Annotated in this window: 11 protein-coding genes and 1 tRNA gene; 8 read left to right on the top strand and 4 right to left on the bottom strand. The window is 69.9% G+C overall.

Annotated elements, in window-relative coordinates:
• Positions 1-301: 301 nt before the first annotated feature.
• Both JIW86_RS13440 and JIW86_RS13435 read right to left on the bottom strand, forming a co-directional pair.
• Positions 302-363, bottom strand: a tRNA-Ser gene (locus tag JIW86_RS13440).
• Between the two features lie 63 nt (positions 364-426).
• Positions 427-984, bottom strand: a complete 558-nt coding sequence (locus JIW86_RS13435; protein ID WP_257553956.1) for an NADAR family protein — start codon at positions 982-984, stop codon at positions 427-429.
• A gap of 194 nt (positions 985-1,178) precedes the next feature.
• Here JIW86_RS13435 and JIW86_RS13430 point away from each other — a divergent pair, with 194 nt between their 5' ends.
• From JIW86_RS13430 to JIW86_RS13395, 8 genes are all read left to right on the top strand, one after another.
• Positions 1,179-2,693: a gamma-aminobutyraldehyde dehydrogenase gene (locus tag JIW86_RS13430; protein ID WP_257559308.1), complete on the top strand. Its 1,515-nt coding sequence runs from the start codon at positions 1,179-1,181 to the stop codon at positions 2,691-2,693.
• A 47-nt stretch (positions 2,694-2,740) separates the two neighbouring features.
• Positions 2,741-3,991, top strand: a complete 1,251-nt coding sequence (locus JIW86_RS13425) for a polyamine ABC transporter substrate-binding protein (protein ID WP_257553955.1) — start codon at positions 2,741-2,743, stop codon at positions 3,989-3,991.
• Between the two features lie 77 nt (positions 3,992-4,068).
• A complete protein-coding gene (locus tag JIW86_RS13420; RefSeq protein WP_257553954.1) occupies positions 4,069-5,217 on the top strand; it encodes an ABC transporter ATP-binding protein in 1,149 nt (382 codons plus the stop codon).
• Positions 5,214-6,152: an ABC transporter permease gene (locus JIW86_RS13415; RefSeq protein WP_257553953.1), complete on the top strand. Its 939-nt coding sequence runs from the start codon at positions 5,214-5,216 to the stop codon at positions 6,150-6,152. The genes JIW86_RS13420 and JIW86_RS13415 overlap by 4 nt, the downstream gene beginning before the upstream one ends.
• A complete protein-coding gene (locus JIW86_RS13410) occupies positions 6,152-6,946 on the top strand; it encodes an ABC transporter permease (protein ID WP_215145289.1) in 795 nt (264 codons plus the stop codon). The genes JIW86_RS13415 and JIW86_RS13410 overlap by 1 nt, the downstream gene beginning before the upstream one ends.
• Before the next feature lie 23 nt (positions 6,947-6,969).
• Positions 6,970-8,388, top strand: a complete 1,419-nt coding sequence (locus JIW86_RS13405) for an NAD(P)/FAD-dependent oxidoreductase (RefSeq protein WP_257553952.1) — start codon at positions 6,970-6,972, stop codon at positions 8,386-8,388.
• Positions 8,389-8,544: 156 nt separating this feature from the next.
• On the top strand, positions 8,545-9,033 hold the full coding sequence (locus JIW86_RS13400; protein WP_257553951.1) for a bifunctional DNA primase/polymerase: 489 nt from the start codon (positions 8,545-8,547) through the stop codon (positions 9,031-9,033).
• Between the two features lie 97 nt (positions 9,034-9,130).
• Positions 9,131-10,948: a glycoside hydrolase family 18 protein gene (locus JIW86_RS13395; protein ID WP_322975522.1), complete on the top strand. Its 1,818-nt coding sequence runs from the start codon at positions 9,131-9,133 to the stop codon at positions 10,946-10,948.
• On the opposite strand, the gene JIW86_RS13390 is transcribed toward JIW86_RS13395, so the two are convergent.
• The gene (locus tag JIW86_RS13390; RefSeq protein WP_322975521.1) at positions 10,914-11,513 is read right to left on the bottom strand and encodes a phosphatase PAP2 family protein; all 600 of its coding nucleotides are present in this window, start codon (positions 11,511-11,513) and stop codon (positions 10,914-10,916) included. The genes JIW86_RS13395 and JIW86_RS13390 overlap by 35 nt on opposite strands.
• 358 nt (positions 11,514-11,871) lie before the next feature.
• Positions 11,872-13,206: a 4-aminobutyrate--2-oxoglutarate transaminase gene (gene gabT / locus JIW86_RS13385; protein ID WP_215145299.1), complete on the bottom strand. Its 1,335-nt coding sequence runs from the start codon at positions 13,204-13,206 to the stop codon at positions 11,872-11,874.
• Positions 13,207-13,403 lie beyond the last annotated feature (197 nt).

Below are 13,403 nucleotides of genomic sequence, written 5' to 3'. Positions count from 1 at the left end.
GCGGGATGCCCGAGATCGGAAGTCGGCGACGGACTTGTGTCAGCTGCTCTCATCATCTGAGCTACCGGCCGGAGCCGGGCGGGACTTGAACCCGCGACCCGCTGATTGGGAGAAGTAACCGTTGCCTGCGCACCGGGCATCCCGCACGCGTGCCTCCCGAGATCAAGGTGGCGGCGGCCTGGTGTCTTTGCAAAAGAAGGAGCCGCAGCCCGCGCACCGGGAGGTGCGTGACGTAGATGTCCAGAGAACAAGGTCGGCGAAACGACGTGGTGCTCTGCCGACTGAGCTACACCGGCCCGAAAGCCGGTGACGGGACTCGAACCCGCGACCGCCCCATTAACAGTGGAAGTACGTCTCACCTGCGCACCTGGACGAGCCCTACGTTAGGCGGCGGCTCCCCGGCGCCGCCACGCAATTACGCCCAGGTCATCCGGCGGGCGCCGACCGCAGCCGCTCGCGGGCCTCCATCAGGGCGAAGCCCAGCAGGTTCAGGCCCTGCCAGCGGGCCGGGTCCAGGGCGCGTTCGTCATCGGGCGCCAGGCCGATGCCCCAGATGCGGTCCATCGGGCTCGCCTCCACCAGGACCCGGTCCCCGGTGGTCAGCAGGTACGAGCGCAGCGCCGGGTCGGAGGCGAACTTGTGCACGCTGCCCTCCACCACCACGGCGAAGCGCTCCCGCTCCCATACCGCGTTGTCGAAGCCGCGCACGAGCCGCCCGGCCTTCTTCGCCTCGGCCGGGGTCCGGGCCGCGAGCGCCGCCCGCTCCGCCTCCGCATCCCCGAAGAGCCGAGCCTTCCCGGCCATCATCCAGTGCTCCGCCGTCGCATACCGGACGTCACCCACAGTGAACTCGGACGGCCACCACTGGCTCAGGCAGCTCGGACCGAGGGTCCCGTCCGGCCTCGGCCGGTGCCCCCAGAACGGCAGGAACTTCACTCGCTCACCACGGCTGACCTGCTTGATCAGTTGGTCGATCATCTCCATGCACGCGAGTCTGGCAGTCGCCACGGACAACTCGTACGGGATTTCCGGCGTGCCTCGACACTTGGTCGACCGAATCCGTCGCGTAATCAAAAGGCAACAACGGAATCACTTGGACAGGGGAGCCTCCTCTGTCAGGATCGGCACTCAATTCGAGCTGTAGCTCGAACTGTAGCTACGGAGAGCGTGAGAGCGTGATGGGCAACCGCTTCCAGGTCAAGGACCGCTTCGCGGACGGCGCGCAGTACATCGATGGGCAGCTCAGGTCCGGCACCTCGGGCCGGTCACACACCGTGGTCGACCCGGCCACCGGGGACGAGGTCCTCACCTACGAACTCGCGAGCACGGCGGACGTCGACGAGGCCGTCGCCGCCGCCAAGCGGGCCTTCCCGGGCTGGTCGGCCACCACTCCCGGGGAGCGGTCGGACGCCCTGCACCGGCTGGCCGCCGTACTGGCCGAGCAGGCGGAGGACTTCGCCTTCGCCGAGTCTCTCCAGTGCGGCAAGCCGATCAAGCTGTCCACGGAGTTCGACGTGCCGGGGACCATCGACAACACGGCCTTCTTCGCGGGGGCCGCACGCCACCTCCAGGGGCAGGCGGCCGCCGAGTACTCCGGCGACCACACCTCTTACGTACGCCGCGAGGCCATCGGCGTGGTCGGCTCCATCGCCCCTTGGAACTATCCGCTCCAGATGGCCGCGTGGAAGATCCTCCCGGCCATCGCCGCCGGCAACACCATCGTCCTCAAGCCTGCCGAGCTCACCCCGCTGACCTCCCTGATGTTCGCGCAGGCCGCCAAGGACGCGGGCCTGCCCGACGGCGTGATCAACATCGTCACGGGCGCCGGCCGCGAGGCGGGCGAGCACCTGGTCGGCCACCCCGACGTGGTCATGACCTCCTTCACGGGCTCCACCGGGGTCGGCAAGCGGGTCGCCGAGATCGCCACCGCCACCGTCAAACGGCTCCACCTGGAGCTCGGCGGCAAGGCGCCCTTCCTCGTCTTCGACGACGCCGACCTGGAGGCCGCCGCGCACGGCGCGGTCGCCGCCTCCCTGATCAACACCGGCCAGGACTGCACCGCCGCGACCCGTGCCTACGTCCAGCGCCCCCTCCACGACGCCTTCGTCGCCCGCGTCGCGGAGCTGATGGAGACCGTCCGCCTGGGCGACCCCTTCGCGCCCACCACCGACCTCGGCCCGCTGGTCTCCCACGTCCACCGCGACCGGGTGGCCGGATTCGTCGAGCGGGCCCGCGCCTACGCCACCGTCGTCACCGGCGGCGAGATCCCCGGGGGCGAGCTCGCCGAGGGCGCGTACTACCGGCCCACCCTCATCTCCGGCGCCGCCCAGGACAGCGAGGTGGTCCAGTCCGAGATCTTCGGCCCGGTCCTGGTCGTCCTGCCCTTCGACACCGACGACGAGGGCATCGCGCTGGCCAACGACACCCCGTACGGACTCGCCGCCTCCGCCTGGAGCCGCGACGTCTACCGGGCGAACCGTGCCACCCGCGAGATCAAGGCGGGCTGCGTCTGGGTCAACGACCACATCCCGATCATCAGCGAGATGCCCCACGGCGGCTACAAGGCCAGCGGCTTCGGAAAGGACATGTCGGCCTACTCCTTCGAGGAGTACACGCAGGTCAAGCACGTGATGTACGACAACACCGCGGTGGCCGCGAAGGACTGGCACCGCACGATCTTCGGGGACCGATAAGAATCCACCGCCTGACCAGCGGTACACCTCCCGAAAGGGCAACGCGCATGGAGCAGTTCGAGCCCGACCGCCTCTCGGCGGCGCAACTCGCCGCGATGCGGCGCAGCCTCACCAGCGGGCGCGGCGCCCTCACCCGCCGCTCGCTGCTGCGCGCCTCCGGAGTCGGAGCGCTCACCCTCGGAGGCCTGTCCACCCTCGCCGCGTGCGGAATCCCGCCCGCCAAGCGCGAGGGGGACGCGGCGGTGGCCTCCGACGACCACTCGGCACAGGAGAAGGAGATCAACTTCTCCAACTGGACCGAGTACATGGACACCAGTGACGACGAGAAGACCCGTCCCACCCTGGAGGAGTTCACCAAGCGGACCGGGATCAAGGTCAAGTACACCGAGGACATCAACGACAACGTCGAGTTCTTCGGCAAGATCCGCCCGCAGCTCGCCGCCGGTCAGGACACCGGCCGCGACCTGATCGTCGTCACCGACTGGCTCGCCGCGCGCATCATCCGCCTCGGCTGGGCGCAGAAGCTGGACCCCTCCCAGCTGCCGCACGCGTACGCCAACCTGATCCCGCAGTTCCGCACCCCCGACTGGGACCCGGGTCGCGCCTACAGCTACCCCTGGACCGGCATCGACACGGTCATCGCCTACAACACCAAGGCCACCGGCGGGAAGAAGGTCGATTCCGTCACCCAGATGCTGGACGACCCCACCCTCAAGGGCCGCGTCGGCTTCCTCACCGAGATGCGCGACTCCGTCGGCATGACCCTGCTCGACCAGGGCAAGGACCCGGGGAACTTCACCACCGCGGACTTCGACGGCGCCATCGGCCGCCTCCAGAAGGGCGTGGACACCAAGCAGATCCGCCGGTTCACGGGCAACGACTACACGGCCGACCTCGACAAGGGCGACCTCGCCGCCTGCCTCGCCTGGGCGGGCGACGTCATCCAGCTCCAGGCCGGCAACCCGGACATCCAGTACGCGATCCCGGCCCCTGGATACATCAGCTCCAGCGACAACCTGCTGGTCCCCGCCAAGGCCCGGCACAAGGCCAACGCGGAGAAGCTCATCGACTACTACTACGAGCCGCCGGTCGCCGCCCAGCTGGCCGCCTTCATCAGCTACGTCTGCCCGGTCGAGGGCGTCAAGGACGAACTCGCCAAGATCGATCCCGCACTCGCGGACAACCCGCTGATCGTCCCGGACAAGGCCATGGCCGCCAAGGCCCACGCCTTCCGCTCTCTGACCAGCGAAGAAGAGACGGCGTACGAGGAGAAGTTCGCCAAGCTCATCGGAGCGTGACGGGTCCCGCCCCCACCGGAATCCCGCACCCGCACCCCGCACTCTTCCGACGACACCACCACCGAAGGCCGCGACCCATGACTGACAAGACCGCGGGCGGCGACGTCCGCCTCGCCGGGATCAGCAAGCACTACGGCACCTTCACCGCCGTGCACCCGCTGGATCTCACCATCCCCCAGGGCTCCTTCTTCGCCCTTCTCGGCGCCTCGGGCTGCGGGAAGACCACCACCCTGCGCATGATCGCCGGCCTGGAGGAGCCCTCCACCGGCACGGTCAGCCTCGGCGACCGGGAGGTCACCGACCTGCCGCCGTACAAGCGCCCGGTCAACACGGTCTTCCAGAGCTACGCCCTCTTCCCGCACCTGAACATCTACGAGAACATCGCCTTCGGCCTGCGCCGCCGCGGCATAAAGTCGGTCAAGAAGCAGGTCGACGACATGCTGGAGCTGGTCCAGCTCGGCCAGTTCGCCCAGCGCAAGCCGCACCAGCTCTCCGGCGGCCAGCAGCAGCGCGTCGCCGTCGCCCGCGCCCTGATCAACCACCCGCAGGTGCTCCTCCTCGACGAGCCGCTCGGCGCCCTCGACCTCAAGCTGCGCCGCCAGATGCAGCTGGAGCTCAAGCGAATACAGACCGAGGTCGGCATCACCTTCGTGCACGTCACGCACGACCAGGAGGAGGCCATGACCATGGCCGACACGGTCGCCGTGATGAACGGCGGACGCGTCGAGCAGCTGGGCGCCCCCGCCGAGCTGTACGAGAACCCGGGCACCACCTTCGTCGCCAACTTCCTCGGCACCTCCAACCTCATCGAGGCCTCGGTGGAGTCGGCCGGCTCCGAGGTCGTCGTATCCGCCTCCGGTACGAAGCTCCGGCTGCCCTCGGCCCGGTGCGCGACCACCCCCAGCACGGGCGGAAAGCTGCTGGTCGGAGTGCGCCCGGAGAAGATCTCCCTGGTGCACGCCGACGAGGAGCACACCATCGCGGCCGGCCGCAACAAGATCCCGGGCAGGATCGCGGACTCCTCCTTCATCGGCGTCTCCACCCAGTACGTCATCGACAGCAAGGTCTGCCCCGAGCTGGAGGTGTACGCCCAGAACATCGAGCGGGACACCCGTCTGGTCCCGGGCGCCGAGGTGATCCTGCACTGGAACCCGGAGCACACCTTCGGCCTGGACGCCGCTCAGGACATCGACGCGGGCATCGAGACCGTCGAGGAGAGCGCATGACCGGCCCCGCCGTAGAGACAGCGCCGCCCCAGGCGCCCGCCTCCACCGAACCCCCGGTGCACAAGGCGTCCCGGCGCAAGCGCCTGATCCCGTACTGGCTGCTGCTCCCCGGCATCCTGTGGCTGCTGGTCTTCTTCGTGCTGCCGATGGTCTACCAGGCCTCCACCTCGGTGCAGACCGGCTCCCTCGAAGAGGGCTTCCAGGTCACCTGGCACTTCCAGACTTACTGGGACGCCTTCACCGAGTACTACCCGCAGTTCCTGCGCTCCCTGCTCTACGCGGGCACCGCCACCGTGCTGTGCCTGCTGCTCGGGTACCCGCTGGCCTACCTGATCGCCTTCAAGGCGGGCCGCTGGCGCAACCTGCTGCTGGTGCTGGTCATCGCGCCGTTCTTCACCAGCTTCCTGATCCGCACCCTCGCCTGGAAGACGATCCTGGCCGACGGCGGCCCGGTGGTCGCCGTCCTCAACGACATCGGCTTCCTCGACGTCACCAGCTGGCTCGGCATGACCGAGGGGGACCGGGTGCTGGCCACGCCGCTCGCGGTCGTCTGCGGTCTGACGTACAACTTCCTCCCCTTCATGATCCTGCCGCTGTACTCCTCGCTGGAGCGCATCGACACCCGCCTCCACGAGGCGGCCGGTGACCTGTACGCCCGCCCCTCGACGGTCTTCCGGAAGGTGACCTTCCCGCTCTCCATGCCGGGCGTGGTCTCCGGGACCCTGCTCACCTTCATCCCGGCGAGCGGCGACTACGTGAACGCCGAACTGCTCGGCTCCACGGACACCCGGATGATCGGCAACGTCATCCAGTCGCAGTACCTGCGGATCCTCGACTACCCGACGGCGGCCGCGCTGTCCTTCATCCTCATGGCCATTGTGCTGATCATGGTCACCATCTACATCCGCCGAGCGGGGACGGAGGACCTGGTCTGATGCGTTGGCTTCGCCGCAATCTCGTAGTGATCGCCGGTCTCGGCACGCTCGCGTACATGATCCTGCCGAACGTGGTCGTGACCGTCTTCTCCTTCAACAACCCCACCGGGCGGTTCAACTACGCCTGGCAGGAGTTCTCGCTCGACGCGTGGAAGGACCCCTGTGGGGTCGCCGACATGTGCGGCTCCCTCTCCCTCTCGCTCCAGATCGCCCTGTGGGCCACCATCGGGGCCACCGCCCTGGGCACCGCGATCGCCTTTGCGCTCGTCCGCTACCGCTTCCGGGCGCGCGGAGCGGTCAACTCGCTGATCTTCCTGCCCATGGCCATGCCCGAGATCGTGATGGCGGCCTCGCTGCTCGCGCTCTTCCTCAACATGGGCATCCAGCTGGGCTTCTGGACGATCCTGATCGCCCACGTCATGTTCTGCCTCAGTTTCGTCGTCGCCGCCGTCAAGGCGCGTGTCCTGTCCATGGATCCGCGGCTGGAGGAGGCCGCCCGCGACCTCTACGCGGGCCCGGTGCAGACCTTCGTACGGGTCACCCTGCCGATCGCGGCACCCGGCATCGCGGCGGGCGCGCTGCTCTCCTTCGCGCTCTCCTTCGACGACTTCATCATCACCAACTTCAACTCGGGCAACACCGTCACCTTCCCCATGTTCGTGTGGGGATCGGCCCAGCGCGGTACGCCCGTGCAGATCAACGTCATCGGCACGGCGATGTTCGTCATCGCCGTCCTGGTGGTCCTCGCCGGCCAGATGGTCGGCAACCGCCGCAAGAAGGCACAACCGAAGTAGACCCCTGTAGGGAGTTGGAAGACATGGCCCCAGTCGCCATGCGTAGTGTTGCGAAATCCCTTTCCGAAGCGAAGCCGGTCTCGTACTGGCTGGACGACCCCGGCAAGCCCGCCGCGCAGCCGGCGCTCACCACCGACGAGCGGTGCGACCTGCTGGTCATCGGCGGCGGCTACAGCGGGCTGTGGACCGCGCTGCTCGCCAAGGAGCGCGACCCCGGGCGGGACGTCGTCCTGATCGAGAGCAAGGAGGCGGGCTGGGCCGCCTCCGGCCGCAACGGAGGGTTCTGCGCCGCCTCCCTCACCCACGGACTCGCCAACGGGATGGCCCGCTGGCCCGGCGAGCTGGCCAAGCTGGAGGAGCTGGGCGCCCGCAACCTCGACGCCATCGAGGAGGCCGTCGCCCGCTACGGCATCGACTGCGACTTCGAGCGCACCGGCGAGATCGACGTCGCCACCGAACCGCACCAGGTCGAGGAGCTGCGCGAACTGCACGAGGAGGCGCAGCGCCTGGGCCTCGCGGGCGGTTCCGAATGGCTGGACGGCGACGCGCTGCGCGCCGAGATCGACTCCCCGACCTTCCTCGCGGGCCTCTGGGACCGCGACGGCGTCGCCATGCTCAACCCGGCGAAGCTGGCCTGGGGCCTCAAGCAGGCCTGTCTGGACCTCGGGGTGCGGATCTACGAGAACACCCGCGGCCTGAAGCTGGCCTCGGCGGGCACGGGGATGACCGTCCAGACCCCGTACGGCACGATCCTCGCGCGCCGGGTCGCCCTGGGCACCAACATCTTCCCGTCGCTGGTCCGCCGCATCCGCCCGTTCACCGTGCCGGTCTACGACTACGCGCTGATGAGCGAGCCGCTGGACGAGGCGCAGCTCGCGGCCATCGGCTGGAAGAACCGGCAGGGGCTGGGCGACAGCGCGAACCAGTTCCACTACTTCAGGATCACCAAGGACCACCGCATCCTGTGGGGCGGTTACGACGCGATCTACCCCTACCGGGGGAAGCTCGACTCCGAGTACGACCACCGTCCCGAGACCTACCTCAAGCTCGCGGAGCACTTCTTCACCGCCTTCCCGCAGCTGGAGGGTCTGAAGTTCAGCCACGCCTGGGGCGGCGCGATCGACACCTGCTCGCGCTTCTCGGCCTTCTTCGGCACCTCGCACTCCGGGAAGGTGGCCTACGCGGCCGGGTACACCGGGCTCGGGGTGGGCGCCACCCGCTTCGGCGCGGACGTGATGCTGGACCTGCTCGACGGGGTCCCCACCGAGCGCACCCGGCTGGAGATGGTGAAGTCCAAGCCGATGCCGTTCCCGCCCGAGCCCTTCGCCTGGACCGGGATCACCCTCACCAAGTGGTCGCTGGCCCGCGCCGACAGCCGCGGCGGGCACCGCAACCTCTGGCTCCGGACGCTCGACCGCTTCGGCCTCGGCTTCGACAGCTGACCCGTCCGCGGAAGCCACGCCCCCGGCGCACACCGCCGATCACCATGTGACCTGCTTCACCTCCATGGAGTAACGGAACCCGCGTCATAGCCGCGCCCGGCCGCACTCTCTCCCGGTGAGAACCCTTCACCGCGCGAGACGAACGGAGGCCGGGCGATGACGATCCCGGAGGCCAAGGCAGCAGTGGACTGGCTCGTATCGGTGGCGCCGGATCCCGACGCCTGCCGGTGGGAGTGGGAGCGCCATCCCCTCGGGGTGGTCCTCCTGCCCGCCGGCCGGCGCTGGGACGTGCTGATCCTGCCCGGGGAACTGGGGCAGGCCACCCTCGACGTACTGAAGCTGCTCCTCGACCGGCCCGGCCCGGTGCTCGCCGACTTCGGTGCCACGCGGCGGAGCCGCACAGCGTTCGGTCGGCTGGGCTTTTTCGTGCCCGCGGGCACGGCGTCGCGCTGGATCGGCACGGGCGTACGGGGAGCGGGGCGCGGGACCTGGATCGTGGTCCCGTATCCCGGCCGGGCGACCGGCGGGGTGCGCTGGCTGGTGCTGCCCGACGGGCAGGGGACGCTCACCGACCCGGCCGTGCTGGAGCTCGCGATGCACGAGGCGGCCGCGCGCGTGGTGGCGGAGGAGGGTCGGAAGTCTTGACAAGGGTATTGGTCTGGACCATGTTGGGCGCCGCCCCCCGCTATCGCCGGGAGGTGCCCCCAGCCCCCCTCCATCCCCCCATGTCCCGGAGGCAGTTGTGCGCAGAGCCTGGTCCATTCTTACGGCCGCCGCCCTGGCGGCGGCCGGCTTCCTCGCCGCGGGCCCGCCGGCCACGGCGGACGGAGCGTCGACAGACATAGACGCAGTGCGCAACGGCGGCTTCGAAGCAGGCCTCGACGGCTGGAGCTGCTCGGCGGGCAGCGGGGCGGTCGTCTCCAGCCCCGCCCACAGCGGGAGTTCCGCCCTCAGGGCCACCCCGGCGGGCCAGGACAACGCCCGCTGCGCCCAGACCGTCACCGTCAAGCCCGACTCGGCGTACACGCTGGCCGCCTGGGTGCAGGGCGCGTACGTCTACCTCGGCGCGAGTGGGACCGGCACCACCGACGTGTCCGCCTGGACCCAGACCCCGGGCGCCTGGAAGCAGCTGACGACCAGCTTCCGCACCGGCCCGTCGACGACCTCCGTGACGGTCTACACGCACGGCTGGTACGGCCAGCCCGCCCACTTCACCGACGACCTCACCCTGGTCGGTCCCGACCCCGGCGGCCCCGGCCAGCCCCAGCCCCCGGCCGCCCCCACCGGCCTGACGGCGAGCGCGACCTCCTCGACCTCGGTCTCCCTGTCCTGGGCGGCCGTGCCCGGGGCCACCTCGTACACCGTCCACCGGGACGGCGCGGCGCCCCTGTCCGTCACCTCCGCCGCGGCGAGCGTGACCGGCCTCGCCGCGTCCACCGCGTACACCTTCCAGGTCAGTGCGGTGAACGCGGCGGGCGCGTCCCCGAAGAGCGCTCCCGTCAGCGTGACCACGACGAGCGGTGGCGGCGGCGGTGGCGGTGCCCTGCCCGCGCACGCGCTGGTCGGCTACCTGCACGCGAGCTTCGCCAACGGCTCCGGCTACGTGCGGATGGCGGACGTGCCCGCCTCCTGGGACGTCATCAACCTCGCCTTCGGCGAACCGACTTCGGTGACCTCGGGCGACATCCGCTTCCAGCTCTGCCCGGTCGCCGAATGCCCGAACGTCGAAAGCCCGGCGGAGTTCAAGGCGGCGATCAAGGCCAAGCAGGCCGCGGGCAAGAAGGTGCTGATCTCCATCGGCGGCCAGAACGGCCAGGTGCAGCTCGCGACCACGGCCGCCCGCGACACCTTCGTCTCCTCCGTCAGCAAGATCATCGACGAGTACGGGCTCAACGGTCTCGACATCGACTTCGAGGGCCACTCCCTCTCGCTGGCCACCGGGGACACGGACTTCCGGGCCCCCACCACCCCGGGAATCGTCAACCTGATCTCGGCCGTGAAGACCCTCAAGGCCAGGTACGGCCCGGAGTTCGTCCTGACCATGGCCCCCGAGACCTTCTTCGTGCAGCTGGGCTACCAGTACTACGGCTCCGGCCCCTGGGGCGGCCAGGACCCGCGCGCCGGCGCCTACCTCCCGGTCATCCACGCCCTGCGGGACGACCTCACCCTGCTCCACGTCCAGGACTACAACTCGGGCTCGATCATGGGCCTCGACAACCAGTACCACTCCATGGGCGGCGCGGACTTCCACATCGCCATGACCGACATGCTGCTCACCGGCTTCCCGGTCGCCGGCAACACCGCCCGCGTCTTCCCGCCGCTGCGCCCGGAGCAGGTGGCCATCGGCCTCCCGGCCACCACGAACGCGGGCAACGGCCACACCCCGCCCGCCGAGGTGAACAAGGCCCTGGACTGCCTGACGAAGAAGACGAACTGCGGCAGCTACCAGACGCACGGCAGCTGGCCCGCCCTGCGCGGCCTGATGACCTGGTCGATCAACTGGGACCGCTTCGGAGGCTGGGAGTTCAGCCGGAACTTCGACGGCTACTTCGGCGGCTGACCGGGCTGACCGGGCTGAGCGGGCCGCGCCGGCTGACCCAGCCCACGCCGAGCAGCAGGGGTGCGCACATCAGCAGGCTGGCCAGCACGTCCAGCGGCCAGTGCCACCCCCGCAGGATCAGGCCGACGGCCGTTGCCCCCGTGAGGACGAGGGCAACGGCCGTCGGCCATGCCCGGCGGGTGTACGGGCGTACGAGCAGGGCCGCGCCGAGGTACGCGACGGCCGCCGTGGCCGTGTGGCCCGAGGGGAAGTAGCCGGCGGCCCAGGGCTCCAGGGGGCCCGGGCGGGCGGTCCACTGCTTGAACGGGATGACCAGCGCCGGCACCAGGGCCATGGCCAGTCCGGCCGCCCCGGCGGCGAGGCGCCGGCCGCGCCGGGCGGCATAGGCCATGGCCAGGACGAGGACGGGCACGGCGACCGGGATGTTGCCCAGGTCCGAGAGGCGTTCGGTGACGGAGTCGGGGACCGTGCGCACCAGCGCGCGGCTCAGCGCGAGATCCGGGGTCAGCAGCGGGCCGGAGACCAGCACCTGCCAGGTGACCAGGGAGAAGAGGAGGCCGCACACCGCGGCGACGAGGAGGGGAATGGCCGGCCGTCCCGGAACAGGGGGGATGGTTCCGGGACGGCCGCCCGGATCGGGTTGCCGCTCGCCCCGGGGGGTTTGGGGCGGTCGGCTGTCCGATCGGTGAGGAGTGTGCGCGAACGCATGCCCAGTACGGCGCTGGGGAAGCCCGGTACTGGAGTCGCCCTCGGTTTCCCGGGAGCGGGGTGTCTCACTCATCTGCAGAAACCGTACGGCAGCGAGAGGGGGGCCGACAGCAGGAACGCGCTCCCGCCATCGGCCCCCCACACGTTCTTCACAGCGTCCGACCGTTACCGGCGGTAGAAATCGGGCGCTGCGCTCTCACGTTCTACACGTTCGATCAGATGCCCGCAAAAGCGGCCTCGAGGATGTCCAGGCCCTCGTTCAGCAGGTCCTCGCCGATGACGATCGGCGGGAGGAAGCGGAGCACGTTGCCGTAGGTGCCGCAGGTGAGGACGAGCAGGCCCTCGGCGTGGCAGGCCTTGGCGAGCGCACCGGCCGCCTCCGGGAACGGGGTCTTGGACGCGGGGTCCTTGACCAGCTCGATCGCGATCATGGCGCCGCGGCCGCGGATGTCGCCGATGATCTCGTACTTCTCCTGCATGGCCGTCAGGCGGGCCTTCATGACGGACTCGATCTTCTTCGCCGCGGCGTTGAGGTCGAGCTCCTTCATGGTCTCGATGGAGCCGAGCGCACCGGCGCAGGCCACCGGGTTGCCGCCGTAGGTGCCGCCCAGGCCACCCGCGTGCGCGGAGTCCATGATCTCGGCGCGGCCGGTCACGGCGGCGAGCGGCAGACCGCCCGCGATGCCCTTGGCCGTGGTGATCAGGTCCGGGACGATGCCCTCGTCCTCGCACGCGAACCACTGGCCGGTGCGGCAGAAGCCGGACTGGATCTCGTCGGCGACGAAGACGATGCCGTTGTCGTTGGCGAACTTCACGATCGCGGGGAGGAAGCCCTTGGCCGGCTCGATGAAGCCGCCCTCGCCGAGCACCGGCTCGATGATGATCGCGGCGACGTTGTCGGCGCCGATCTGCTTGGTGATCTGGTCGATCGCCTGGGCGGCGGCCTCGGGGCCGCAGTTCTCGGCGCCGGTGAGCCAGCGGTAGCCGTAGGCGACCGGGACGCGGTAGACCTCGGGGGCGAACGGACCGAAGCCCTGCTTGTACGGCATGTTCTTCGAGGTCAGCGCCATCGTGAGGTTCGTACGGCCGTGGTAGCCGTGGTCGAAGACGACGACGGCCTGGCGCTTGGTGTACGCACGGGCGATCTTGACGGCGTTCTCGACGGCCTCGGCGCCGGAGTTGAACAGCGCCGACTTCTTCGCGTGGTCACCCGGGGTGAGCTCGGCGAGGGCCTCGCAGACCTCGACGTAGCCCTCGTAGGGGGTGACCATGAAACAGGTGTGGGTGAAGTCCGCGAGCTGCGCGGAGGCGCGGCGCACGACGGCCTCGGCGGAGGCGCCGACCGAGGTCACGGCGATGCCGGAGCCGAAGTCGATCAGGCGGTTGCCGTCGACGTCCTCGATGATGCCGCCGCCCGCACGGGCCGTGAAGACGGGGAGCACGGAGCCCACGCCGCCGGCCACCGTCTCGAGGCGGCGGGCCTGCAGCTCCTGCGACTTGGGGCCGGGGATCGCGGTGACGATGCGGCGCTCCTGCGGGACAGCGGTCATAGAGGGCTCCTGGGGGGTGTTTTCGGACGCACTTGTGTCTTTGTCCGCAGGCTAGGCCCGGCAGAGGGGGTACGGCATGCTCCGTTCGGGAGTGGTGCCCGCGTGTCCTTGTCCGTGACGGCCATAGGAAGGACGCCGGACGTCTCCCGCCGGTCATGGCGGGGTACGGCCCCAACACCCGGGCCGGGCACTAGATT

The organism is Streptomyces sp. NBC_00162 (assembly GCF_024611995.1).
GTDB lineage: Bacteria > Actinomycetota > Actinomycetes > Streptomycetales > Streptomycetaceae > Streptomyces.
Note: the sequence above shows the minus strand (reverse complement) of the source record. Positions and strands in the feature narration are given on the sequence as shown.

Excerpts from the sequence above, each read along its gene's own strand:
- JIW86_RS13435 (WP_257553956.1), bottom strand. The coding sequence starts at position 984 with ATGGAGATGATCGACCAACTGATCAAGCAGGTCAGCCGTGGTGAGCGA.
- JIW86_RS13430 (WP_257559308.1), top strand. The coding sequence starts at position 1,179 with ATGGGCAACCGCTTCCAGGTCAAGGACCGCTTCGCGGACGGCGCGCAG.
- JIW86_RS13425 (WP_257553955.1), top strand. The coding sequence starts at position 2,741 with ATGGAGCAGTTCGAGCCCGACCGCCTCTCGGCGGCGCAACTCGCCGCG.
- JIW86_RS13420 (WP_257553954.1), top strand. The coding sequence starts at position 4,069 with ATGACTGACAAGACCGCGGGCGGCGACGTCCGCCTCGCCGGGATCAGC.
- JIW86_RS13415 (WP_257553953.1), top strand. The coding sequence starts at position 5,214 with ATGACCGGCCCCGCCGTAGAGACAGCGCCGCCCCAGGCGCCCGCCTCC.
- JIW86_RS13410 (WP_215145289.1), top strand. The coding sequence starts at position 6,152 with ATGCGTTGGCTTCGCCGCAATCTCGTAGTGATCGCCGGTCTCGGCACG.
- JIW86_RS13405 (WP_257553952.1), top strand. The coding sequence starts at position 6,970 with ATGGCCCCAGTCGCCATGCGTAGTGTTGCGAAATCCCTTTCCGAAGCG.
- JIW86_RS13400 (WP_257553951.1), top strand. The coding sequence starts at position 8,545 with ATGACGATCCCGGAGGCCAAGGCAGCAGTGGACTGGCTCGTATCGGTG.
- gabT (WP_215145299.1), bottom strand. The coding sequence starts at position 13,206 with ATGACCGCTGTCCCGCAGGAGCGCCGCATCGTCACCGCGATCCCCGGC.